Here is a 23,028-nt window from a genome sequence, read left to right on the forward strand (position 1 = left end):
TTGCGCCGCTTTGCCACCTGCCAAGGTTTTGGGCTAGAACCCCGGCCATGCGGGTCGGCAAGCTCAAGATCAAGGCGCAGCTCTATTGCGGCGACGAACTGGCGATGGGGCCGGGCAAGGCCGATCTGCTCGAGGCGATCGACCGCGCGGGATCGATCTCGGGCGCTGGCCGCGCGATGGGGATGAGCTACCGGCGCAGCTGGCTGCTGGTCGACAGCATGAACCGCTGCTGGCAAGAGAAACTGGTCGAGACGGTCGCGGGCGGCGGGCATGGGCGCGGGGCGTCACTCTCGCCGACGGGGCAGGCGGTGCTGGCGGCGTATCGGCGGCTCGAGGCTGGGCTGGCGGAGGCGGCGAGCGGGGCGGTGTTGGCAGAACTCGGCAATTTGCTGCGGGAGGCGCCGCTGCCGCCTACTTCGGCTGGGGTCGGTGAAGTTGCGTAACTCGCGCTACGCCTGCACTTCCCTCCCTTTGTCATCTCCGCGAAAGCGGGGACCCATCACGTGCCGCCGGAGCTGGGTCCCCGCTTTCGCGGGGATGACAAAAAGCGGTGTGCGTCCGTGTGTCCTTAAGATACCACCCGCCGCGCTTCGCCGACCTGCCACGCCAGCAGCGCCGGGACCGCGATGATAACGTCGCGCGCGCGCTTGAGCAGCGACAGGGCGAGCGCGGTCGCGGGCGGTAGGCCGACGAGCGGGCCGATTAGCACATAGGCAGCTTCCTGTACGCCGATCGCGCCGGGAATCGCGAAGGCGACGCTGCGCAGCGTGAAGATCAGCGCTTCGATCATCAGCACCGCCCAGAGCGGCGTGCCCACGCCCATGAAGCGGAGCGCAATCCACGCCCCCGCCGCGCTTGCCAGCCAGGCGGCGAGGTTGAACAGGAAGGCGGCGATCACGCGTTTCGGCTCGCGGTAGATCAGATCGAGCTGGTCGCGGATCGCATCGGTCATCGCGACCGAACCGGGCAGGATGCGTGCGCCGAGCTTCCCCGCGAGCGCCAGCACCGGCTTTTGCGCGAAGACGAACAGCGCCATCAGTGCGACCATCGCGACGACCCCGCCGAGCGCGAGCGGCACAAGGCCCTGCTGCACCGACTGATCGGTCAGCACCATCAGCAGCACTGCGACCCCGGCCAGCGTGAAGAGCAATTGCGCCGCCATTTCGGTCGTGAGGTCGGCGATCATCGAAGCGTAGATCACCGGCTGCGGCACGCCGAACGCGGCCAGCGTCCGCGCACCGACGACGAGGCCGCCGAGCTGCGAAAAGGGCAGGATATCGGTCGCCGCCTCACGCGTGGTCCGTGCCCAGACGAAGCGTGCGGCGTGCGTGACGGGTTCGCCGGGCGCGACCGAGACCCACGCCATGCCGAGTAACCCGAGCACGCCGCCTGACCACAGAACGAAGCTCGCCATGCCGACCCAGCCGATCGTCGCCATCGCGGTGGTGACTTGGGCGAGCCCGACGCTGCCGACGGTTGCGGCGGCGACGGCGAGGCCGATCATGGTCGCGAGCAGCAGCCCGATGTGCGCCGAGCGGTTCACAGATCGGCGAAGCGCGCGAGGGTGATGCCGCGCTCCGCCACGATCGCGCGCGCGGCGGGGTCGGTCAGCGCAGCGAGTTCGGCCTCATACTGATAGGTTGGTGCCGATAGCGGGTAATGGCCGGTCGCGGGGTGGAGGTAGATTTCGTTCACCCCCTCGGGCAGCGTTTCGAGAATGCCGCGCAGGCGTTCCGCGTGCATTGCGCCCGACCAGGCGAGGCCGAAGGTGCGATCGGGTACTTTCACTCCGGCGGCGCGGGCCGTGCGCTGCACACGGCGCGCGAAGGGCTTGGCGATGTCGAAGCCACTGACCGGCTCGGCCAGCAGCGCGCGTTGCTCGACCGGTGCGCGCAGCGCCTTCATGCCGTGGCGCAAGCCCACCTTGATCAGGATCGCGGCGATCACCGGGTGCAGATGCATATGCTTATGCGTGTTGACGTGATCGAGCTGCAGGCCGGTCGCGGCAAACAGCGCGAATTGCGCTTCGATCTCTGCTTCGAGCTGACGCCGCACCGCTGGGCGCGCGACGAGCGCGAGCGCGACGGGGAGCGATTCGATGCGGAATGCGCCGTGTTCGTCGACCAAGTCCGGAATTTGCTTGGGCGGCAGGGCAGGGGGCGTCTCCGCCAGCGCGACGTGCAGGCCCACGCCGAGTATCGGGTTCGCCCGTGCCCGTGCGACCGCGTCTGCCGCCGCCGTGCCCGTTACCATCAGGCTGGTGACGGTTAGGATGCCCTCACGGTGCGCTTGTTCGACCGCCTCGTTGACTTGGCGCGAGACGCCGAAATCGTCGGCGGTGATGATCGCGGTTTTGCTCATTTCTCCCTCTCCCAGCTTGCGGGGAGAGGGCAGGGGAGAGGGGGAGTAACGCGGGCGTCGAGGTTGCGCACTGCCCCTCTCCCGACCTCGCTGCGCTCGGCCACCCTCTCCCCTGAAGGGGAGAGGGAGAGATGCATCACGCCGCCTCTTTCCGCCGCCGCAGGAAGTCGAAGAACTCGACGCCCTCGCGCAGACGGCGCTTCATCATCTGCCAATCGGTCAGCATCTCGCGCACGATTTCCCAGATCTTGGACGGGCGGAAGTAGAAGCGCTTGTAGAATTCCTCGACCTTGTCGAAAATGACCGCCGAGGACAGATGCGGGTAGGAAAGCTGGGCGATCTGGTTGCCGTCATCGGTCAACAGATCGTGGCTCTTGACGAACCAGCCATTCTCGATCGCCTGCTTGTACAGGAACGTGCCGGGATAGGGCGCCGCCAGCGACACCTGGATCGTGTGCGGATCGATTTCCTTGGCGTAATTGATCGTTTCCTCGATCGTCTCGAGCGTCTCGCCGGGCAGGCCGAGGATGAAGGTGCCGTGGATCGTCAGGCCGAGCGCATGCGCGTCCTTGGTGAATTGCCGCGCGACATCGACGCGCAGGCCCTTCTTGATGTTGTGCAAAATCTGCTGGTTGCCGCTTTCATAGCCGACCAGCAGCACGCGGCAGCCGCCTTCCTTCATCGCCTTCAGCACCGGATAGGGCACATTGGCCTTGGCGTTGCAGCCCCAGGTGACGCGGAAACCGGGCGTGCCGAAGCCCAATTTGCGCAGTTCGCCCGACAGTTCGACGACGAAGTCATGCGCATCGGCGAGCGTGTCGTCGTCGAAGAAAATTTCGTTGATCTCGGGCATTTCGCGGAGGATGTATTTCACTTCCTCGATCACCTTGCCCGCGCTCTGGTGACGATAGCGGTGCCCGCTGATCGTCTGCGGCCACAGGCAGAAGGTGCAGCGGCTCTTGCAGCCGCGCCCGGTGTAGAACGAGATATAGGGGTGGCGCTGATAGCCGCCATAATATTTCGAGGTGTCGAGGTCGCGCTTATAGATTGGCGAGACCATCGGGAGGATGTCCATATCCGCGATCTGTGCGCGGTCCTTGTTGCGGATGATCTCACCATCGAGCCCGCGCCACGTGATGCCGTCGATGTCGGCGAAGGGGCGGCCCTCTGCGAGCTCGACGCAGGTGAAATCATATTCCTCGCGGCAGACGAGATCGATCGCCTCGCACGCCTCGAGGCTGGCCTTGTCCTCGATCATCACCTTGGCGCCAACGAACGCGATGATGATCTTCGGATTGCGCTCCTTGATCAGGCGGGCAGTGCGGATGTCCTGGTTGAAGCTCGGCGTCGAGGTGTGGAGGATAACCAGATCGCGCGTGTCGAATTCATGCGCGATGTCCTCCCACGACTGTTCGTGCGCGGGCGCGTCGATCAGCTTCGATCCCTCGACCATCGCGGCGGGCTGCGCGATCCAGGTCGGATACCAGAAGGACTTCACCTCGCGCTTCATCTGATAGCGCGCACCGGCGCCGCCATCATAGCCGTCGAACGACGGTGCCTGCAGGAAAAGGGTGCGCATCATGCCCGTTGCTCCGTAGCGGCCGCAATTCGACCGTCGTCCTTCATTGTAAGCGTCGCCCCGCGCCAATCAACCGAGCGCACGAAGAAGCCCGCGATATAGACCGCAAAGCTCATCAGGTCATGCCCCGGCACCATCCAATACGGTGCGACCTGCTCCCCTACCGCCGCATCGACGGTTCGCACAACTACGAAGCGTGCGATCAGCGCTGCGAAGATCAGCATGAGGCCGATTGTGGGCGCATAGAGGCTCGCCAGACACGCCAGCGGCAGCGGGAGCGCGACGATCACGCCGACATAGGACCATAAGGCGACGCCGCGCACCGTCGCGTGCCAGCGTACCTCATGCCGCCACAGCGCGGCGAGGCTGGTTTCTTCAAAGGCATGCGTCACGAACATCGGCGGGACCGAGAGTGTGAGGCCCAGCGCGATCACCGCCTGGCCAATCGCGTGATCGTCGGCGAGCGTATCGGCAAAGCGCGCGAAGCCGCCGGTGCGATCTAGCGTCGCGCGGCGCAGCGCGATCGTCGATCCCATGCACGGATCGGCGAGTTTGTAAGCGACTGCGATCACGACCCCAATGATGAACTGGTAGGTCAGCCCCGCCGCGCCGAAGCGCGACCAGAAACCGGCATCGCCGCGGCCGCGGTACAGGCATGACACCAAGCCGACCCCCGGCCGATCGAGCGCGTCCAGAATGCGTGCCAGATAGTCCGGCGCGACCGCGATATCGCTGTCGCTGAGAACCAGAATGTCGTGCTGTGCCACCGCCATCATGTTGATGAGGTTGGAGACCTTGCCGCTCGCGCCGTGGGACGTGGCGTCGATGACGAGATCGATTTGCGCCGCCGGAAAGGCCACCTGTAAGGCTTCGACGACGGCAATCGCCGGGTCGTCGGGGCGCTGGATGCCGCACACCATTTGCACCGGGCCATCATGGTCCTGCGCCAGGAAGGTCGCGAGATTGTCGAACAGGCGTGGTTCGGAGCCGTAAAGCGGCTTGAGCAACGTGACCGCGTCGCTGCAGCGCGGAGCGGCAGGCGGATTGGCGAAAAAGCGGCGTAGCGCATTGGCGGCGAACAGTTGGTAAACGATACCCACCGCCGCCAGCGCGATCGCCAGCGAACCAAGCGTTGCGCCTGCAATAGCAAAAATATGCTCCACGATTCTCCCCGTAGCGCCGCACCGTGTCGCAAGCTAGACCGCCGAAATGAGTAGCGCCGACATCACGCTCGTCACGGGCGTTTCCGGGTTTGTCGGATCGGCGGTCGCGCGGCGGCTGGCGGCCGGGGGTGTCGCAGTGCGCGGGTTGGTGCGGGCGAGCAGCGCGCGGACCAATCTCGACGATTTTCCGGGACATCTGGTCGAAGGCGACGCGCGCGATCCCGGCGCAATGGCCGAGGCGATGGCCGACGTGCGCTATCTCTACCATGTCGCCGCCGATTACCGGATCTGGGCGCGCGACCCTGAAGATATCGTGCGCAACAACCTCGCCAGCACGCGCACGGTGATGGACGCCGCGCTGGCGGCGGGGGTTGAGCGGATCGTCTATACCAGCAGCGTCGCGACGTTGCGGCCCGGTGATAGCGCTTCGGGGGGCCGCCCTGCCGACGAATCGCGCCCTGCCACGCCCGAACAAGCCGTCGGCGCGTATAAGCGTAGCAAGGTCGTGGCGGAGCGCCTGGTCGAGGCGATGGTTGCCGAGCGGGGGCTGCCCGCGGTCATCGTCAATCCCTCGACCCCGATCGGCCCGCGCGACGCGCGCCCGACGCCGACTGGGCGAATCATCGTCGAGGCGGCATCGGGCCGAATGCCGGCCTTTGTCGAGAGCGGGCTGAACCTCGTCCATGTCGACGACGTTGCCGAGGGGCACCTTGCCGCGATGCTGCGCGGGCGAATCGGCGAACGCTATGTGCTGGGCGGGCAGGACGTCAGCTTGCAGGAGATGCTCGCGGTGGTGGCGGGGCTGGTTGGGCGTAAGGCTCCGACGATCCGCATCCCGACCGCGCCGCTGTTTCCGCTCGCCTGGGCCAATGAACAGCTTGCGCGCCTTACCGGCAAGGATCCGTTTCTGACGCTCGATTCGCTGCGCATGGCGGCGCACGACATGTATTTTTCGAGTGCCAAGGCGGAAGCGGAACTGGGCTACCGCGCCGGGCCCTATCCCGAGGCGCTGGCCGATGCGATTGCGTGGTTCCGTCAGGCGGGAATGATCAGGTGATTGGGTTAGCGGTGGCGCTGCTGTCGTTGGCGATCTGGGTCGCCTTGGTGTTCGCGCGCGATGGGTTCTGGCTGACACGCGAGCGGGATACCTTCTCCGATCAGGTGTCATCCCCACGAAAGCGGGGACCCATCACCGATGGCACGAGCTGGGTCCCCGCTTTCGCGGGGATGACAGAGAGCGACTATGACGGTGAGCAGCCAAGTGCTTGGCCCTCCGTCACCGCCATCGTCCCCGCGCGCGACGAGGCCGATGTGATCGCGCGCTCGATCGGCAGCCTCGCCGCGCAGGATTATCCGGGTGCCTTCCGCATCCTGCTCGTCGATGATTCGAGCAGCGACGGCACCGCCGAGATCGCGCGGGGGCTCGGCTCGGATCGCGTCAGCGTTGTGACTGGCGCGCCGCTTGCGGCGGGGTGGACCGGGAAATTATGGGCGGTCTCGCAAGGTGTCGCTGCCGCGGGGGATACGCCCGAATACCTCCTGTTCACCGACGCCGATATCGCGCACGCACCCGATACGGTGCGCAGCCTCGTCGCGCGCGCGGTGGAGGACGATCGCGTGCTCGTATCGCTGATGGCGCGGCTGCGCTGCGAGAGCTTTGCCGAGCGCGCGCTGATCCCGGCATTCGTATGGTTTTTCCAGATGCTCTACCCGTTCGCCAAGGTAAACCGGCGCGGCAACGGTTTCGGCGCGGCGGCGGGCGGGGTGATGCTCGTCGAGCGGAGCGCCCTGGAAGCCGCAGGCGGCATTGCGGCGGTGCGATCGGCGCTGATCGACGATTGCGCATTCGGGGCGCTGATGAAACGTCAAGGATCGGTCTGGCTCGGGCTCACGGATCGCGCCGTCAGCATCCGGCGATACGACACATGGGACTCGGTCGCGGCGATGATTTCGCGATCGGCTTATGCGCAACTCGGCTATTCCCCGATCGTGCTGGCGGGGACGACGCTCGGTCTCGCGCTCACCTATCTCGTGCCGCCGGTGCTCGCGATTGTCGCGCGCGGCCCAACCCAATGCGCCGCGTTGGGTGCCTGGGCGTTGATGGCGCTGGCGTTTCAGCCGATGTTGCGCTTTTACCGGCGCTCGCCACTTTGGGGACCTGCTTTGCCGTTGATCGCGACTTTCTATGCGGGATGCACCTTGCTGTCGGCGTGGCAGCATGTGCGCGGACGCGGTGGCATGTGGAAGGGCCGCGTTCAGGCGGACCTGACCGCATGACCGCCGCCGCCCAACTCGCCTCAGGCAAGGGATATAAGGACGAGAATTTCCCGGTCGCCTCGGCGCTGCTGAAACGCGAACACCGTGCGCCGGTGATGGCCTTCTACCGCTTCGCGCGCGCGGCGGACGATGTAGCGGATAACGAAACCGCCTCGGCCGACGAGAAACTCGCTCTGCTCGGCGCGATGCGCGCGACGATCGCCGGGACGCACGACGCCGATGCGCCCTCAGTCGCTTTGCGTGAAACGATGGCGGGGCATGATCTGAGCGCGCAGCACGCGTTCGATCTGCTTACGGCGTTCGAGCGTGATTGCAGCATCGATCGCTATGCCGACTGGCCCGCCTTGATCGACTATTGCCGTTACTCGGCGATGCCGGTCGGGCGTTACGTGCTCGACGTGCATGGCGAGGATCCGGCGACCTGGGCCGCCAACGATGCGCTGTGCGCGGCGTTGCAAGTGATCAACCATTTGCAGGATTGCGGGAAGGATTATCAGGCGATCGGGCGGGTGTATCTGCCGCTCGACGTGCTGGCGGCGCACGGGGCCGAAGTGAGCGATCTCGGCAAGCCCGTCGCCACGCCGCAATTGCGCGCGGCGCTGCGCGATCTGGTCGCGCGGACCGAGATTTTGCTGGTGCGATCGGCCGGCTTTGCGCGCGCGATCCGCGACCGACGGCTTGCGATCGAGGTTGCGATCATCCACCGCCTCGCGCGCGATCTGACGCTGCGGCTGAAGACGCACGATCCGCTGTCGCAGCGCGTCCACCACGGCAAGGCGGAGATGTTCGGCCTCGCGACATTGGCGGCAGCCGCGCAGTTGGTTAAGGGCCGGGGATGAACCCGGACTCCACTCCCGCTGCGTTGCAGGCCCAAGTCTCGGGTAGTTCCTTTTATGCCGGCATGCGCGTGCTGCCGAAGGCGCGGCGCGAGGCGATGTATGCTGTGTACGCCTTTTGCCGCGCGGTCGACGACATTGCCGATGACGAGATTGGCAACCGGGCAGAGCGTACTGTGCAGCTTGAAGCATGGCGTGCCGATATCGAATCGCTTTACGCCGGTGGTGATCCGGGTCAGGCGGCGCTCGTCGCTGAGGCTGTGCGAGAGTTTGCGCTCGACAAGGCCGATTTCCTCGCAGTGATCGACGGCATGGCGACCGATGTCGCGCGCGACGTGCGCTGGCCGACCTTTGCGGAACTCGACCTGTATTGCGACCGTGTCGCTTCGGCAGTTGGGCGCTTGTCGGTCAAGATTTTTGGGATGGAGGATGCGGTCGGCATCGACCTTGCCCACCATCTCGGCCGCGCGCTGCAATTCACCAACATCCTGCGCGATGTCGATGAGGATGCCGACATTGGCCGCGTCTATTTGCCGTCCGAACCGCTCGTCGCGGCGGGGATTGATTTGCTCGATCCGATCACGGTCGTCGGTGATCCCCGCGTCGATGCTGCGTGCCGCTTTCTTGCCGCAAAGGCGCACGAACATTTCCGCGCCGCCGAGGCGATCCTGGCGAAGCGTCCGCAAGGCCATCTGATCGCGCCGCGTCTGATGGCGGCGGTCTATGCCCCAATCCTTCGGCGGATGGAGGCGGTCGGCTGGGCCCCGCCGCGCAAAAGGGTCAAGACGAACAAGCCGGCGTTGCTGTTCACGGCCCTGAGGCTGTGGCTGTTCCGGTGAGCCCATGCGTGCGGATTATCGGCGCGGGCATGGCGGGCCTGTCGGCTGCGGTCGAGCTCGCGCGGCGTGGGATTGCCGCGGAGGTGATCGATGGCGCAGCGCACGCCGGAGGTCGCTGCCGCAGCTATTACGATCCGCAGCTTGGCCGCACGATCGACAATGGCAATCACCTCGTTCTGTCGGGAAATCGCGCGGTGGCCGATTACCTCGCGACGATCGGCGCGAGCGATCGGCTGAGCGGGCCGCTCCACGCCGATTTCGCCTTTGTCGACCGGGCGACCGGTGCGCGCTGGTCGGTGCGGATCAATGACGGGCCGGTGCCGTGGTGGATTTTTCGCGACGGCAGGCGTGTGCCGGGCACGCGGATGTGGGACTATTTGCGACTCGCAGGCTTGCTGTCGGGCAAGCCGCGGCAGACCGTGGGGGAGCGGATCGCCCCGCACGGTGCAGTGTGGGACAAATTGCTCGAGCCGGTGTTGCTCGCCGCGCTCAACACAGCCGCAGCCGACGGATCGGCGGCGCTAGCGGCGGCAGTGATTCGCCAATCATTGGGCAAAGGCGGTCGGGCGAGCCGTCCGCGTATCGCCGAGCCGACGCTGGCGGCGGCGTTCGTTGATCCTGCGATCGACTGGCTGGCGAAGCACGGGACTGCGCTCACGCTCGGGCGACGCTTGCGGGCGTTGCGCTTCGATGGGGACCGGGTCGCAGCGCTCGATTTCGGGGCAGGGGATGAGCCGGTTGCGGTGGACGAAACGATCATTCTCGCGGTGCCCCCGTGGGTCGCGGCGGCGCTGGTGCCCGGGCTCACCGTTCCCGATGATTTCCGTGCGATCGTCAACGCGCATTTCGCCTTTGCGCCCCCACCGGGCACCGCGCCGATGATCGGCGTCCTTGGCGGCGCGGCGGAATGGATCTTCGCCTTTCCCGATCGGCTGTCGGTCACGGTGAGTGCCGCCGACCACCTCGTCGATACCGACCGCGCAGACCTTGCCGCGCGTTTCTGGGCAGACATTGCCAACATCCATAACCTGCCAGTGACGTTGCCGCCGTGGCAAATCGTCAAGGAAAAGCGCGCGACCTTTGCCGCGACGCCCGCGCAGGATGCGAAGCGTCCGCCTGCGGCGACGCGCTTCCGCAACCTGTTTCTGGCGGGGGATTGGACGCAGACCGGTCTGCCCGCGACGATCGAGGGTGCGATCCGATCGGGCGAGAGCGCGGCGCGCTTGGCGTCGGGTGCCACGCTCGGCTAAGGTGGAGCAATGGAGACCGATACGATCGAACGCATGAGCCTGGTCGATGCGGCCGACGCGACCGCAACGCGCGCTGCGACGGCGCTCGGCGGGCTGCAGCGGGCCGACGGGCATTGGGTGTTCGAACTCGAGGCCGATGCCACGATCCCGGCCGAATATGTGCTGCTGCGCCATTATCTGGGCGAGCCGCGCGATGCCGAGATCGAGCGCAAGATTGGCGTGTATCTGCGCCGGATCCAGTCCGAGGCGCATCACGGCTGGGGCCTGTTCCACGGCGGTGCGTTCGACGTGAGCGCGAGCGTGAAGGCGTATTTCGCGCTGAAGATGATCGGCGATGACGTGGATGCACCGCACATGGCCGGCGCTCGCGCGGCGATTCACAAGGCGGGCGGGGCCGCGGCGGTTAATGTGTTCACGCGCATTCAGCTCGCTTTGTTCGATGCGGGGCCTTGGTCGGTGGTGCCGACCTTGCCGGTCGAGCTGATCCTGCTGCCACGCTGGTTTCCGGTGCATCTGTCGAAAATGTCGTATTGGGCGCGCACCGTGATCGTGCCGCTGCTGGTGCTGGCGGCGAAGAAGCCGGTCGCGCGCAACGCATCGGGCGTGAAAGTCGACGAGCTCTACACCGCCAAGCGCGCGCCGCTGGTCAGCAAGGCGGCGGGGACGCAGCGTGCGTGGACCGCCTTCTTCAACGGGCTCGATGTGGTGCTGAAAGCAGCCGAGCCGCTCTGGCCCAAGGGCACGCGCGAACGGGCGGTTCAGGCCTGCATCACCTTCGTCACCGAGCGGCTGAACGGCGAGGACGGCCTCGGCGCGATTTATCCGGCAATGGCGAACAGCGTGATGATGTTCGATTGCCTGGGCTATCCGGCAGACCATCCGGCGCGGGCGCTGGCGCGGGCCTCGGTCGAAAAGCTGCTCGTGGTCAAGGACGACGAAGCCTATTGCCAGCCGTGTGTCTCGCCGGTGTGGGATACCGCGCTCGCCGCACATGCGATGCTCGAAGCGGGTGGCGACGACGCCGAGGCCCGGGCCGCGGCGGGGCTGGCGTGGTTGAAGCCGCTGCAAGTCCTCGATGTGAAGGGCGATTGGGCCGACGAAAAGCCCGATGTTCGCCCCGGCGGCTGGGCGTTCCAGTATAACAATGCGCATTATCCCGATCTCGACGACACCGCGGTGGTGGTGATGGCGATGGACCGGGTTAAGGCGCGGATTTTTGCTAGCCCATCCCCTTTAGGGGAGGGGTTGGGGTGGGGCCTGTCAGCGGACCCGGCGCTGACGGCTTGCGGCACGGCCCCACCCCCAGCCCCTCCCCTGAAGGGGAGGGGAGATGGTTTTGACGCAGCGGTCGCGCGCGGGGTGGAGTGGACCGTCGGCTTGCAAAGCAAGGACGGCGGCTGGGGCGCGTTCGACGCTGACAACAGCTATCACTACCTCAACAACATCCCCTTTGCCGATCATGGCGCTCTGCTCGATCCGCCGACCAGCGACGTAACCGCGCGCTGCGTCTCGATGCTCGCGCAATTGGGCGAGACCGACAGTCCGCGGATGCAAGCGGCGCTGGCCTTTCTCGAAAAGGAGCAAATGCCCGACGGGTCGTGGTTCGGGCGCTGGGGGGTCAATTACATTTATGGCACCTGGTCGGTGCTGTGCGCGCTTAATGCCGCGGGTCTGGGCGACAAGCATCCGATGGTGCGAAAAGGGGCGGACTGGCTGTTGTCGATCCAGAATCTCGACGGTGGTTGGGGCGAGGATTGCGAGAGCTATGCGCTCGATTACAAGGGTTACACCCCTGCACCGTCGACTGCGTCGCAGACCGGCTGGGCGCTGCTCGCGCTGATGGCGGCGGGGCGGGTCGATCATCCGGCAGTCGAGCGTGGCGTGCGGCATTTGATTGCGACACAGGCAGCGGACGGATTGTGGGGGCAGGAGAAATATACCGGCGGCGGTTTCCCACGCGTGTTCTACCTCCGCTATCATGGCTATCCGGCGTATTTTCCGCTCTGGGCGGTGGCGCGGTTTCGCAATTTGAAGCGGTCGAACAGCGCGCATGTGGCGTTCGGGATGTGACGCTGCTCGTCGCGTGCGGGTTGCAGCGCGAGGCGGCGATCATCGCGCGACCGGGCTGGGTGGTGGTGGCGGGCGGCGGCGATGCGGCGCGGCTGGAGGCGGAGCTTGAGGCGGTGGTCGCGCGCGGCGGGGTTAGTGCGGTGCTTTCATGCGGGGTTGCAGGTGCGCTCGATCCTAAGCTGCGGGCGGGGGATGGGGTGGTCGGCGAGCTTGCCCCCCCGATACGCTTCCCCGGCGAAGGCCGGGGCCCAGTAGAGACTTCGGCTGTTGCTGAGCGCAGCGCTTCATCCCAGCCACCTTCGCAACTGGGCCCCGGCCTTCGCCGGGGAAGCGCTTTGTTGGCATGGCTCGCCCAAAACCTCCCCCACGCCCATCGCGGCACAGTGGTCGGCGCGGACGCGATCATCGCCTCGGTCGCCGAAAAAGCCGCACTCTACGCGACGACCGGCGCGATTGCCGTCGATATGGAATCGCACATCGCCGCACACGTGGCGCAACGTCACGGCCTCCCCTTCGCGATCCTCCGCACCATCTCCGACACCGCCGATCACGCACTGCCACCTGCCGCACTGGTCGGCATGAAACCCGATGGCGGCGTCGCGCTCGGCGCAGTGCTAGCGTCGCTGGCGCGCGATCCGCGCCAATTGCCCGCGCTGATCCGCACCGGGCGCGATGCGGGTGCGGCGTTCACCAGTTTGCGCCGCGCGGTGGAGGCGTTGCCGCCCCATCCTTGATCAGCCGCGAAACGATGCGATCGTTGCCGCGACGCCAGTTTCGAACGGCGTCGCATCGGACCAGAAGCGCGCCTTCCACTTCGCGGCATCGACGCGGTACGGCCGATCCCATTGAAAGCGCATCTCGCGCAATTCGCGCAAGAACGGCACGAACGGTGCCAGCATATCCAGCAGGAACGGGGGAATATTGCGCAGCTTCAGCGGCACGCCAGCCGCACGCGCACCCATGGCGAGGATTTGGCGCGAGGTGAGTGTTGGCGCGCACGGCATGTGCCAGACCTGCCCAAAGGCAGCATCGTCGGCATCGAGCAAACTCACCATCGCGCGCCCGATATCGGGGATATAGGCGAAGTCATGCGGCTGATCGGGCGGGAAGACGAAGCTTGCCGCCTTGCCCCTGGCGATGGCGGCGAGACCGGTTTCGCCGACGTGCGACAGCAGAACACCAGGCCCGTAAAAATCCGGTGCGCGCAAGGCAGCGACGCGAACGCGGCGATCCTGCTGCCACATCCGCGTGATGCGTGCCCTCGCGGCGGGTTTGCGCTTGCGGTCGCTCAGCGGCATCGTCTCGACCAACGGCGCGTGCTGCGGGCCGTACATGTAGAGATTGTCGAGGAATACCATGCGGATATTCTCGGCGGCGCAGGCGTCGAGGAGGTTTTGCATCGCGACTGGCCAGACCTTTTCCCAGACTGCCCCGAGATATTCGAAGCCGATCGCCACCGCCACTTGGGCGGCGCCCTCAATCGCTGTGCGAACCGAGCGGGCGTCGAGCACGTCGCACGGCGTAAACGGCACGGCGGCGGCCAAGTCGGCCGGGCGCGACCGCTGCGCCACGCGCACCGCGCGGCCCTTGGCAAGTAGCGCAGCGACCGTTGCGCGCCCGACCGGTCCATATCCCAGAATCACGATTTCGTTCGGCATCGTCTGTCTCCTTGTGACGCCCAAACAGATAGGCCCGGCTTGACTATGTGTGAAATGCAAGATCATCATAGCAATCATGCTTGAGAAACATCTTCGTGCGATCGATCTGAACTTGCTGCCGGTGCTGGAAGCCCTTTTGCGCCACCGCAATGCGACGCGCGCGGGGGCGGAAGTCGGGCTGAGCCAGCCGGCGATGAGCCGCGCGCTCGGGCGGCTGCGGCACTTGCTCGACGATCCGTTGCTGGTGCGTGCGCCGGGTGGGCAAATGCTGTCGCCGCGCGCCGAAGCGCTCCGCCAGCCGCTCGCGGCGATGCTGACCGACTTGCGTGGATTGCTTAGCGAGCCGGCGTTCGATCCTGCGGCCGAGCGCCGCACGCTGCGGCTGGCGATGACCGATGCGCAAGCGACGCTCCTGCTGGCGCCACTGGTCGTGCGCGTGGCGGCGGCGGCACCGGGGGTGATCGTCGAATGGGTGCCGATCAGCGCGGGCCTGCCCGAACGGATGCTCAGCGGCGCTGTCGATCTGACGCTCGCGCTCGATACGACGCCGTTACCGCGCGGCGCGGCGTCGGAGCCGTTGATGGAAGACGCGTTATCGGTTGTCGTGCGTGCCGGTCATCCGTGTGGCGGCGTGTGGCCGATCGCGAACTATGGCGCGTATCCCAGCGTTATCGTGTCGCTGCTCGGCGACCGCGCGTCGGATATGGATGCTGAACTGGCAGCGGCAGCGATCGAGCGGCCGATCGCCGCAATCGTCCCGACCTTCCGTGCGGCGGCGGAGATCGTCGCGCGCACCGATGCCGTCACGACGATTTCGCACGCCTTTGCCCAGAGCGTCGCCGGGCCGCTCGCGCTGCGTCTGATCGCGCCGCCTTTGGCACATGACCGGCTGGGCGTCGTCGCGGTCTGGGCGACGTATCGCGGCAGCGATCCGCTGCTCACCTGGTTCCGCGCGATGCTGCAAAGCGTCACGCAGGAGCGTCAAGCCGCGCGCTGTGTCCGCTTATAGCCGTCCGGGTCCGCTGCCTTGATCTTGGCAAGTTCGGCCTCGACATGCGTCGAATGGACGTCCTCGGCCGGGCGGGCGTGGCTCAAGTCGATATCCGGTGCCATTGGGCCTTCGGTGCGGATGCCGCGACGGCCGACGGTGAACATTTTGAGCGGATTGCGCACAGCATCCGCCGCCGCCGTGCCCTCGAACCCGCAATGAACCATGCAATTCGAACATTTCTCATATTTGCCGACGCCATATTGGTCCCAATCGGTCCCCTCCATCAGTTCGGCGAAGGTCGGTACATAGCCTTCGCCGACGAGGTAGCATGGCTTCTGCCAGCCGAAGACGGTGCGCAGGGGCATCGACCACGGCGTGCATTCATAGGTCTGGTTGCCCGCCAGGAAATCGAGGAACAGCGGCGAATTGGTGAAGGTCCAGGCACGCGCGCCGTCGCCGCGCTTGAACACGTCGCGGAAGAAGTTCTTGGTCCGCTCGCGCGTCAGAAAATGCTCCTGATCGGCGGCGCGTTCGTAGGAATAGCCGGGCGAGATGGTGATTTCGACGCCGCGCTTTTCCATTTCATCGAAGAAGCTGGCCAGCCGCTCGGACGAGGCACCGTCGAACACGGTGCAATTGACCTGGACGCGGAAGCCCTTGGACTTCGCCAACTCGATCGCCTCGATCGCGACATCGTAGGTGCCGTCCTGATCGACCGCGTGATCGTGCATGCCCTGATCGCCGTCGAGATGGATCGACCAGGTGAAGAACGGCGACGGCTTGTAATCGTCGATCTTCTTCTTGAGCAGCAGCGCATTGGTACAGAAGATCACGAATTTCTTTTTCGCGAGATAGCCCTGAACGATTCGCGGCATGTCGCGGTGGAGCAAGGGCTCCCCGCCCGCGATCGACACGGCGGGTGCGCCGCATTCGTCGATCGCCTCCATGCACTGCTCATAGCTGAGCCGCTGGTTGAGGATCGCGTCGGGATAATCAATCTTGCCGCAGCCGGGGCAGGCAAGATTGCAGCGCAGCAGCGGTTCCAGCATCAGCACGAGCGGGTATTTGCCGCCCTTGATATGGTTCTTGAGCGTGTAGGCGCCAATGCGCATGAGCGGGGCGAGGGGGAGCGTCATGGCTGTTCCTATGCGCCGATCGTGGCGAATTTGGTAGAGGCAGCTTTCGCCGGGGCCCCGCGCAATTCACGCGGCAGCCCGAATTCGAGCGATTCCTCGACGCCGTCGAGTTGGGTCACTTCAACCGGACCGAGCTTGCGTAACGCATCGATGACGCTGTCGACCAGTTCGTCAGGGGCCGAGGCCCCCGCCGTCAGGCCGACGCGCAATATGCCTTCGAACCAGGCCGGATCGATCGCATTGCCATCGGCGACGAGGTAGCTCGGCAAACCTTCATCTGCGCCGAGATCGCGCAGCCGGCTCGAGTTCGAGCTGTTTTCCGATCCGACGACCAGCAGCAGATCGGCAACCTTGCACAGGTCGCGCACCGCGCTCTGGCGGTTTTGCGTGGCGTAGCAAATCTCCGACACGTCGGGCCCCACCAGATTGACGAAGCGCCTGGCGAGCGCCGCGATCACGCCTTTGGTGTCGTCCACGCTCAGCGTCGTTTGTGTGATATAAGCGACTGGGGCATCGTCGGGCAGGTCGAGTGCGGCAACATCGGCCTCGGTCGAGACGAGCAGGACCGGCGCGTCGACTTGGCCGCGCGTACCGACAACTTCGGCATGGCCCTCATGCCCGATCATCACCAGCGTGCGCCCCGCCTTGGCATAGCGGCGTCCCTGAAGATGGACCTTCGTGACCAGTGGGCAGGTGGCGTCGAACACGGGCAAGCCGCGCGCGCGCGCTTCCTCTTCGACCGTGCGGGCAACGCCGTGCGCGCTGAACACCGTCATCGCGCCATCGGGCACGTCGGACAATTCTTCGACGAACACCGCACCCTTTGCGCGCAGCGTATCGACGACGTGGCGGTTATGGACGATTTCGTGCCGGACATAGACCGGCGCGCCATAGCGATCGATCGCGCGCTCGACGATCTCGATCGCGCGAACGACCCCGGCGCAAAAACCGCGCGGGTTGGCCAGAATTACTTGCAAGCAAAGTCCCTTCCGTCCGCTCGAATGCCGCCGACACCGCGCCATGCTTTACAGCGTGGCGGTGCGAACGTCACCTATGCCTCCCGGATAGTTATTCTAGCCGCATCGCAACATAAAGGAAGCGCGAAAACGCGTCCTCTCCGCGCCCGCATCCGTCGCCTCGGCTCTTAACCGGAGACGACGCTTGGTTCATCGGCGCGACAGCGGTTTGTGCTATCGCGACCGCGGTGATACCGCCCTGCCGAAGAAAGAAGGGCATCGCCGAATATCGCAAAGGAGCTTTCGATGACGTTTCGCAGTCGTATTTCCATGCGCGCGGGCCTCTCCGTGGTCGCGCTTTCGGTCGCTGGCCCGGCGCTGGCACAGGCCGATCCGGCTCGCGCACCCGTGCAAATACTCGACGATGGCTTGCTGGCGATCATGAAGGGTGGAAGCGGCCTTGGTGCGGCCGGTCGCGCGGCGAAGATCGGCCCGGTGGTCGACCAGACCTTCGACATCGGTTTGATCACGCGGCTGTCGGTCGGGCCGGATTGGGTGAAGGTTGCGCCGGCCGATCAGACGGCGCTTGTGGCGGGGATGCGGCGTCTGACGGTGGCGCAATATGCGGCAAATTTCAGCAGCTATTCCGGCCAGAGCTTTACGATCGACCCCAAGATCGAAACGCGCGGGGCGGACAAGCTGGTGCGCACCACGCTGTCCGCGCCGAAGGACGACAGCGTCGCGATCGGCTATCGCTTGCGCCAGAGCGGCGGCAAATGGCGGATCGTCGATGTCTATTATCGCAACGCGATCAGCCAGCTGGCGACACGGCGGGCCGATTTCGAGAGCATCTTTGCCAAGGGTGGGGCGAAGGCACTGATCTCACACCTCGACGCGCTTGCCGCGAAAACTGGACGCTAACGCTATGCGGACCCGGGGGGGGAGCGTTGCCCTGGCGCTGACGATCGCGCTGACGAGTGTCCCGGCGGCGGGGCAAGAGGTTGTGCGAGCGCCGGCCGCGGTCGCCGCGCAGGCGCAGCCGCCAGCGGCGATGGCTGCCGAGCCGGCTGCCAGAACCAGGCGTCGCCATGCCAAGGGCGATTCGCTCGAGGGTTTCAACCGGGCGATGTTTTCGGTCCACCAAGTGCTCGACCGCATTTTCTTTCGACCAGTGTCGATGGCGTATAAGAAGATCGTGCCGAAGGTGGTGCGCAAGGGCATCCGGCATTTCTTCTCCAATATCGGCGAGCCTTTGGTGTTCGCGAATGACATGCTCCAGCTGAAGCCCAAGCGCGCAGTGAAGACGTTCGGGCGTTTCCTGATCAATTCGACCGTCGGCATCGGCGGCGTGCTCGACGTGGCCAAGACGCGGGATTTCCGGCTGCCACACCACGACAATAGCTTTGGCGATACGCTTGGCCGCTACGGGGTCGGGCCGGGGCCTTATATCTTTCTGCCACTGGTTGGACCGAGCACGCTGCGCGACTTTACCGCCGGATTCGCGCAGGGGCAGGTGCTGCCCTACACGATTGATACGCCGTTCGGTCGCGCGGAATATCGCGTCGCGCAAGGTGCGCTGACGGGCCTCGATTTGCGCGCCGAATCGGATGATGCGTTGAAGGCGTTGCTGGGCAGTGCGATCGATCCCTATGCGACGCTGCGGTCAGCCTATCTGCAGGATCGGGCGGCGTCGATTGCAGATGCGCGCCGCAGCGATACGCCCAAGGCGGCCAACCCGCTCGACGACCCGTTGACCGATCCGGCGGCGGGTCCGGCGCAGACCGCGCCCGCACCGGCCGATGATTTTCCGGTCGATCCGGCGCCGCCGCCGGCCGAGGCTGCTCCGTCGCCCGAAGCCGCTCCTGCGCCGCCCGCGCCCTAAGCTTTCTTCGCGCGCGGCGGGCCGAGCAGGGCGGGTTCGAAGATCAACGCGCACACCAACGTCCAGGCGAGCGAGATCATCAGGATCTTGCCCATGCTCGCGGTGCCGGGATGCTGCGACAGCCACAGGCTACCAAACGCGCTGCCGGTCGCAAGCGCGCTAAACAGGACGGCGCGGGCGAGACTCGATTGCAGCAAGTCGGTCGCGCCCGCGCGCCATGCCATCACGAAATAGATGTGGAACGCGACGCCGACGCCGAACAGCAACGGAAAGGCGATGATGTTGGCGAAGTTGATTGGTTGCCCGATCAAGACGCAACTACCCAAAGTCAGGAACCCCGACAGCACGACCGGGGCCAGCGTAAACGCGACCTCCTTCGCGTCGCGGAGCACGAGGAAGAGCAGACCGCTAACGAGCGCAAGTGCGAGGATACCAGCTTCGACGAAGGCCCAGGCGACGGTGCCTGCCGCCTCCTGCGTCGCGACGGGCAGGCCACTGGCGGTCGGCGCGACGACGCGGACGGCCTTGGTGAAGCGGCGCAGCACGACATTGTCGTTGCTATCACCTTTGGGAAAGACCTGCACAAGCGCGCGGCCGTCCTTGGCCACCCAGTTTCCAGCGATTTCGGGCGGCAGCGTCTCGCGCGTGACTGCCTCGGCTTGCAACGCCGAACGGATCTGGTCGAGCATGGTGCCGAGCGGGGTGACGAGTAGCAAAGTCGCCTTGTCGCGTTCAGCCGGAGCGAATTTTGCCAACCGATCGAAAGCGACAGCGAGGCGGAGCGCACTCCGCGCCGCCGGATCGGTCCCTTGTGCTGCGGCCGCCCGAAGCTTTTCCGCCACGCGCGCAAACGCCGCCCCATTGGCAGCATCGCTCGGCGGCGGGGTCAGGTCGAACGGGTTGACCGTCGCGTCGAGCAAAAGCGCTGCGTCCTGCACGACTGCCAGCTTGGCGTCCTGATCGGCGGGCACGAAGCTGTCGACCGACACCGCCTCGGCGACCTCGGGCAGCGCCGAGAGCTTTGCGGTCAGCACGCGCGCGGCCTCCGGGTTCGCGGTCAGCACGTTGATCGTGTTCGGGGTGCGCAGCGGATCGCGCATCAAATCCATCAGTGCGATCATCGCCGGGCCGTCCTTCGCGCGCAAATGCAGCGGGTTGAAATCGAACTGGACGAGTGGCAGCAAGGCGATGCTGCCCGCCATCGACAGACCGAACGCCCACAGCACGGCTTTGCGATGCGTCCCTAGCCAGCGATCGAGCGGTGCCGCTTCGCTGAAACCCACCTCGCGGCGCGGCGCACCGGGTTTGAGCAGCATCAGCATCGCCGGAAGCACGGTGACGCTAGCGACCAGCGCGACGATCATGCCGAGGCCAGCGATGATGCCAAGCTCCGCGATCCCGATATAATCGGTCGGCAGGAACGCCCCGAAGCCGAGGAACACCGCCCCCGCCGCGAGCGCGAGCGGCGCGCCGAGTGCGACCGCCGCGCGCTCGAACGCCTCGCCGGTCTCCGCCCCATCGAGCCGTTCGGCATTGAAGCGCACCGCGATCTGGATCCCGAAATCGACGCCGAGCCCGACGAACAGCGGGATGAAGGCGACCGAAATTAGGTTGAGCGCGCCGACTGCAGCCAGCCCGAGTGCGGTCGTCAGCACAAGCCCCGCGACGATCGTCCCCACGATCGCCGCGACGATCTTCGCCGAGCGCGTGGCGAACCAAAGCGTCACCAGCATTGCGGCGGCCATCACCAGCCCGACAAAGCCGATATTCTCCTCAAGCGTCGCGAATTCCTCGTCGGCGAGCGGGACTTCGCCGGTCGTGCGCACCGTGATGCCGTGCGCCGCGTCGAGGCCGAGTGTCTTCGCCTGCGCGGCAATCGCCGCGACCGCATCCTCGCCCGGCTGTAGCGCGCCATAATCGAGCTTGGGCTGCGCGAGGATCAGGCGGCGGCGCGGGGGAGCGGTGCTGGCGCCGGGTTCGGCGAACAGGTCCTGCCAGGAGAAATAGGCCGGCTTGCCTTGCGCCGAGGCATCAAGCGCATCGGCCATCGCGCGCATCGGGCGATCGATCCGCGACAGCGGAATGTCACCGCGCTCGACCCCGGTCAGCATCGTCGCGAAGGCATTGGCCACGCCGCGCAGCGACGGGTCGCTCGCCAGCGGACCGAGCAGCGGCTGCGCGTCGATCAATGCCTTGGTCGATGCGCGGACTTCGGCGGGCGATCCGAACAGCAGCCCTTCACGATCGAAGAAAGCGCCGCCATCGGGGCGCTGGACGCTGCGGAAATGCGCGGCGTCGACGGCGAGGGCGGCGGAGAGCTTCACCGTCGCCGCTTCGGCCAGTTCGGGCGTCTTGCCGTCGACCACCACCAGCAACACGTCGCGAAGCTGCGGGAAGGCGGTTTCGACCGCTTTCTCATTCTTGCGCCACTCGATCTCGGGCGAGATCAGCGCGGCGGTATCGGTGGTCATCGCAAAGTGGCTAGCGGCGAACAGCGTTGCCCCTGCCACGAGTGCGAGGCACGCGGCCAGCACCGCAAAGGGCCGCCGCACGCCGAGCGCGACGAGCTGTTGGAGCGCGCGTGCGATCACCGTGCGGCAGTTGCCGTCGGTGCATCCGGGCCCGAGAAGTAGCGCAACCGCAACCGAATCGTGCGCTCTTGCCCGTCATAATCGAAATAGGCCTCTTCCCACTTGGGCGGACCGAGGCGGATCTTGGCGTCGTTGGAGAAGCCGACCCCTTCCTTGGGAATGCCGAACAGCGCGCGATCGACCTTGCCATTGCCATTCTGGTCATAAAACACCTGCGCGGCATAGCGGCCCGGCTTGAGCCCGGTCAGCGTAACAGTCGATTGGCCGATATGCGCCGGGGCATCGGCGGCGACCGGGCAATCGTTCAGGAACTGCTTTTGCGTGCACAAATCGACATGCACGCGGCCGGTGCGATCGCGCACATTATCGACCGCGACGTGCAGCACGCCGCTCGATTGACCGGCCGACACCGGGCACAGCGGCAGCGTGGCCAGGAGGAGCGTCGCCGCGCAGACGCGCGTACCGGGAGCGAAACGAATCATGACGGGCCCTTTAAACCAGGTTAGGGCCGGAATGGAACCATGGCCGCAAGGCCGCGCGCTTTTGCGGATTGCTGCTGAACGCCGGATTAAGCCGCGACGCCTCAGCCGAAAATCTCGCCCAGCGCGGCCGTCGCAGGACCGTCCTTCCAATCGCGCAGTTCGACATATAGCGCGGTCTGGATCGCGGCGGCAAAGGTGATCGACACGGTGTTGAACGCCGCCGACAGGATCGTCGAAAGGCTGCCCGGACCTGCCGCCTGTGCGGCAGCCAAATTCTGTACGCCGCCAACCGCGAAAATGGCGACGATCCCAGCGACCGCGATGATGGCGTACAGCACTAAGAGCAGGATCAACTGGAGGCCAAAAATGCTCCAGCGCGCGCCCTTGGTCAGTTCGGCACTTCGCCCCAACGCGCGGAAGATCCCCGTATTCTCCGCCACCAGCACCGGCGCGGCGACCGACCACACGACATAGAGAATCATCCCCGGGACAAGCAGCAGCAGCGATGCGAAGCCGATCGCGATCGCCATCAGCAGGACCAGGACGAACAACGGCACAATCTTGCGCAATCCGGCGAGGGCTGCGTCACCGAACGCCACCGATTCGCCGTCGCTATAGGCGACAGTCACGCGCACCAGCGCACCCTGTGCGAGGATCGAGAAGGCGATCGCGAGCACCCCAACGCCCACCGACAGCGCGATGCTGGTCGGGCTGAGCGGCGTGGCTTGCGTGATTCTGGAAGCTCGTACGGCGAGATTTACCAGCAGGCCGGGCAGCGCGCCGAACAGGAACGCGATTCCGAACATCAGCACCGGCTGCGCGCCGATTGTTCCGAAGGCGCGGCTGAACACGCGGCCAATCGACATGCGACGATCCGACATTTCTGCGATACTGGCCATGCTAAGTCCCCTTGGTCTCTGGCATAACGGTCTGCCGGTGCGCTTCGCCGCTGTCCAG

Annotated in this window: 21 protein-coding genes; 11 read left to right on the forward strand and 10 right to left on the reverse strand. The window is 65.9% G+C overall.

Translation table 11 applies throughout. The features are described 5' to 3' along the window. Nucleotides 1-47 precede the first annotated feature (47 nt). Nucleotides 48-443: a winged helix-turn-helix domain-containing protein gene (locus tag IEV62_RS12490; RefSeq protein WP_188447952.1), complete on the forward strand. Its 396-nt coding sequence runs from the start codon at nt 48-50 to the stop codon at nt 441-443. Between the two features lie 125 nt (nt 444-568). Here IEV62_RS12490 and IEV62_RS12495 read toward each other — a convergent pair whose 3' ends face one another. From IEV62_RS12495 to hpnI, 4 genes are all read right to left on the reverse strand, one after another. After that, nucleotides 569-1,543, reverse strand: a complete 975-nt coding sequence (locus IEV62_RS12495; RefSeq protein ID WP_188447954.1) for a lysylphosphatidylglycerol synthase domain-containing protein — start codon at nt 1,541-1,543, stop codon at nt 569-571. Then, on the reverse strand, nt 1,540-2,361 hold the full coding sequence (hpnK, locus tag IEV62_RS12500) for a hopanoid biosynthesis-associated protein HpnK (RefSeq protein ID WP_188447956.1): 822 nt from the start codon (nt 2,359-2,361) through the stop codon (nt 1,540-1,542). The genes IEV62_RS12495 and hpnK overlap by 4 nt, the downstream gene beginning before the upstream one ends. 136 nt (nt 2,362-2,497) lie before the next feature. Then, entirely contained in the window at nt 2,498-3,943 is a 1,446-nt protein-coding gene (gene hpnJ / locus IEV62_RS12505; protein ID WP_188447958.1) for a hopanoid biosynthesis associated radical SAM protein HpnJ, read from the reverse strand. Then, entirely contained in the window at nt 3,940-5,103 is a 1,164-nt protein-coding gene (hpnI, locus tag IEV62_RS12510; RefSeq protein WP_188447961.1) for a bacteriohopanetetrol glucosamine biosynthesis glycosyltransferase HpnI, read from the reverse strand. Before hpnI ends, hpnJ begins: the two co-directional genes overlap by 4 nt. Before the next feature lie 46 nt (nt 5,104-5,149). Between hpnI and hpnA the strand changes: the two genes are divergently transcribed. The 7 genes from hpnA to IEV62_RS12545 are packed head-to-tail and all read left to right on the forward strand — an operon-like array spanning nt 5,150 to nt 13,109. Next, nucleotides 5,150-6,160: a hopanoid-associated sugar epimerase gene (hpnA, locus tag IEV62_RS12515; protein ID WP_188447963.1), complete on the forward strand. Its 1,011-nt coding sequence runs from the start codon at nt 5,150-5,152 to the stop codon at nt 6,158-6,160. Beyond that, nucleotides 6,157-7,380, forward strand: coding sequence for a glycosyltransferase (locus tag IEV62_RS12520; protein ID WP_188447965.1), 1,224 nt, complete (start codon nt 6,157-6,159; stop codon nt 7,378-7,380). The genes hpnA and IEV62_RS12520 overlap by 4 nt, the downstream gene beginning before the upstream one ends. Next, entirely contained in the window at nt 7,377-8,219 is an 843-nt protein-coding gene (hpnC, locus tag IEV62_RS12525; protein ID WP_188447967.1) for a squalene synthase HpnC, read from the forward strand. Before IEV62_RS12520 ends, hpnC begins: the two co-directional genes overlap by 4 nt. Continuing rightward, complete coding sequence (gene hpnD / locus IEV62_RS12530; protein ID WP_188447969.1) at nt 8,216-9,055, forward strand: presqualene diphosphate synthase HpnD; 840 nt, start codon at nt 8,216-8,218, stop codon at nt 9,053-9,055. The genes hpnC and hpnD overlap by 4 nt, the downstream gene beginning before the upstream one ends. 8 nt (nt 9,056-9,063) lie before the next feature. Then, nucleotides 9,064-10,305 (forward strand): hydroxysqualene dehydroxylase HpnE, encoded by a 1,242-nt coding sequence (hpnE, locus tag IEV62_RS12535; protein WP_268234241.1) that lies wholly within the window; start codon nt 9,064-9,066, stop codon nt 10,303-10,305. A gap of 9 nt (nt 10,306-10,314) precedes the next feature. Then, nucleotides 10,315-12,375 carry a terpene cyclase/mutase family protein gene (locus IEV62_RS12540; protein WP_188447971.1) on the forward strand — a complete coding sequence of 687 codons (2,061 nt, stop codon included), beginning with the start codon at nt 10,315-10,317 and terminating at the stop codon, nt 12,373-12,375. Continuing rightward, nucleotides 12,372-13,109, forward strand: coding sequence for a phosphorylase family protein (locus IEV62_RS12545; protein ID WP_188447973.1), 738 nt, complete (start codon nt 12,372-12,374; stop codon nt 13,107-13,109). The genes IEV62_RS12540 and IEV62_RS12545 overlap by 4 nt, the downstream gene beginning before the upstream one ends. Here IEV62_RS12545 and IEV62_RS12550 read toward each other — a convergent pair whose 3' ends face one another. Continuing rightward, on the reverse strand, nt 13,110-14,033 hold the full coding sequence (locus IEV62_RS12550) for an NAD-dependent epimerase/dehydratase family protein (protein ID WP_188447975.1): 924 nt from the start codon (nt 14,031-14,033) through the stop codon (nt 13,110-13,112). It abuts the gene before it with no gap. 76 nt (nt 14,034-14,109) lie between these two features. On the opposite strand from IEV62_RS12550, the gene IEV62_RS12555 reads away from it, so the two are divergent. Then, entirely contained in the window at nt 14,110-15,042 is a 933-nt protein-coding gene (locus IEV62_RS12555) for a LysR family transcriptional regulator (protein ID WP_188447977.1), read from the forward strand. Here the strand turns inward: IEV62_RS12555 and hpnH are convergent. Both hpnH and ispH read right to left on the reverse strand, forming a co-directional pair. Next, nucleotides 15,015-16,160 (reverse strand): adenosyl-hopene transferase HpnH, encoded by a 1,146-nt coding sequence (hpnH, locus tag IEV62_RS12560; protein ID WP_188447978.1) that lies wholly within the window; start codon nt 16,158-16,160, stop codon nt 15,015-15,017. The two genes, IEV62_RS12555 and hpnH, sit on opposite strands and share 28 nt — an antisense overlap. A gap of 8 nt (nt 16,161-16,168) precedes the next feature. Further along, nucleotides 16,169-17,182, reverse strand: coding sequence for a 4-hydroxy-3-methylbut-2-enyl diphosphate reductase (gene ispH, locus IEV62_RS12565; RefSeq protein WP_188447980.1), 1,014 nt, complete (start codon nt 17,180-17,182; stop codon nt 16,169-16,171). Nucleotides 17,183-17,422: 240 nt separating this feature from the next. Between ispH and IEV62_RS12570 the strand changes: the two genes are divergently transcribed. Next, nucleotides 17,423-18,037 carry an ABC transporter substrate-binding protein gene (locus IEV62_RS12570; protein WP_188447982.1) on the forward strand — a complete coding sequence of 205 codons (615 nt, stop codon included), beginning with the start codon at nt 17,423-17,425 and terminating at the stop codon, nt 18,035-18,037. 4 nt (nt 18,038-18,041) lie between these two features. After that, nucleotides 18,042-18,998: an MlaA family lipoprotein gene (locus IEV62_RS12575; RefSeq protein WP_188447984.1), complete on the forward strand. Its 957-nt coding sequence runs from the start codon at nt 18,042-18,044 to the stop codon at nt 18,996-18,998. Here IEV62_RS12575 and IEV62_RS12580 read toward each other — a convergent pair. From IEV62_RS12580 to IEV62_RS12590, 3 genes are all read right to left on the reverse strand, one after another. Continuing rightward, entirely contained in the window at nt 18,995-21,589 is a 2,595-nt protein-coding gene (locus tag IEV62_RS12580) for an MMPL family transporter (RefSeq protein WP_188447986.1), read from the reverse strand. The two genes, IEV62_RS12575 and IEV62_RS12580, sit on opposite strands and share 4 nt — an antisense overlap. Further along, the gene (locus IEV62_RS12585; protein WP_188447988.1) at nt 21,586-22,071 is read right to left on the reverse strand and encodes a DUF2141 domain-containing protein; all 486 of its coding nucleotides are present in this window, start codon (nt 22,069-22,071) and stop codon (nt 21,586-21,588) included. Before IEV62_RS12585 ends, IEV62_RS12580 begins: the two co-directional genes overlap by 4 nt. A 101-nt stretch (nt 22,072-22,172) precedes the next feature. After that, a complete protein-coding gene (locus IEV62_RS12590; RefSeq protein WP_188447990.1) occupies nt 22,173-22,970 on the reverse strand; it encodes a hypothetical protein in 798 nt (265 codons plus the stop codon). Nucleotides 22,971-23,028 lie beyond the last annotated feature (58 nt).

Source organism: Sphingomonas psychrolutea (assembly GCF_014636175.1).
GTDB lineage: Bacteria > Pseudomonadota > Alphaproteobacteria > Sphingomonadales > Sphingomonadaceae > Sphingomonas > Sphingomonas psychrolutea.

What these genes read in the sequence shown, in the direction of transcription:
- IEV62_RS12490 (WP_188447952.1), top strand. Translation starts at nt 48, where the DNA reads ATGCGGGTCGGCAAGCTCAAGATCAAGGCGCAGCTCTATTGCGGCGAC.
- hpnK (WP_188447956.1), bottom strand. Translation starts at nt 2,361, where the DNA reads ATGAGCAAAACCGCGATCATCACCGCCGACGATTTCGGCGTCTCGCGC.
- hpnJ (WP_188447958.1), bottom strand. Translation starts at nt 3,943, where the DNA reads ATGATGCGCACCCTTTTCCTGCAGGCACCGTCGTTCGACGGCTATGAT.
- hpnA (WP_188447963.1), top strand. Translation starts at nt 5,150, where the DNA reads ATGAGTAGCGCCGACATCACGCTCGTCACGGGCGTTTCCGGGTTTGTC.
- hpnC (WP_188447967.1), top strand. Translation starts at nt 7,377, where the DNA reads ATGACCGCCGCCGCCCAACTCGCCTCAGGCAAGGGATATAAGGACGAG.
- hpnD (WP_188447969.1), top strand. Translation starts at nt 8,216, where the DNA reads ATGAACCCGGACTCCACTCCCGCTGCGTTGCAGGCCCAAGTCTCGGGT.
- IEV62_RS12540 (WP_188447971.1), top strand. Translation starts at nt 10,315, where the DNA reads ATGGAGACCGATACGATCGAACGCATGAGCCTGGTCGATGCGGCCGAC.
- IEV62_RS12550 (WP_188447975.1), bottom strand. Translation starts at nt 14,033, where the DNA reads ATGCCGAACGAAATCGTGATTCTGGGATATGGACCGGTCGGGCGCGCA.
- IEV62_RS12555 (WP_188447977.1), top strand. Translation starts at nt 14,110, where the DNA reads ATGCTTGAGAAACATCTTCGTGCGATCGATCTGAACTTGCTGCCGGTG.
- hpnH (WP_188447978.1), bottom strand. Translation starts at nt 16,160, where the DNA reads ATGACGCTCCCCCTCGCCCCGCTCATGCGCATTGGCGCCTACACGCTC.
- ispH (WP_188447980.1), bottom strand. Translation starts at nt 17,182, where the DNA reads ATGGCGCGGTGTCGGCGGCATTCGAGCGGACGGAAGGGACTTTGCTTG.
- IEV62_RS12570 (WP_188447982.1), top strand. Translation starts at nt 17,423, where the DNA reads ATGACGTTTCGCAGTCGTATTTCCATGCGCGCGGGCCTCTCCGTGGTC.
- IEV62_RS12575 (WP_188447984.1), top strand. Translation starts at nt 18,042, where the DNA reads ATGCGGACCCGGGGGGGGAGCGTTGCCCTGGCGCTGACGATCGCGCTG.
- IEV62_RS12585 (WP_188447988.1), bottom strand. Translation starts at nt 22,071, where the DNA reads ATGATTCGTTTCGCTCCCGGTACGCGCGTCTGCGCGGCGACGCTCCTC.
- IEV62_RS12590 (WP_188447990.1), bottom strand. Translation starts at nt 22,970, where the DNA reads ATGGCCAGTATCGCAGAAATGTCGGATCGTCGCATGTCGATTGGCCGC.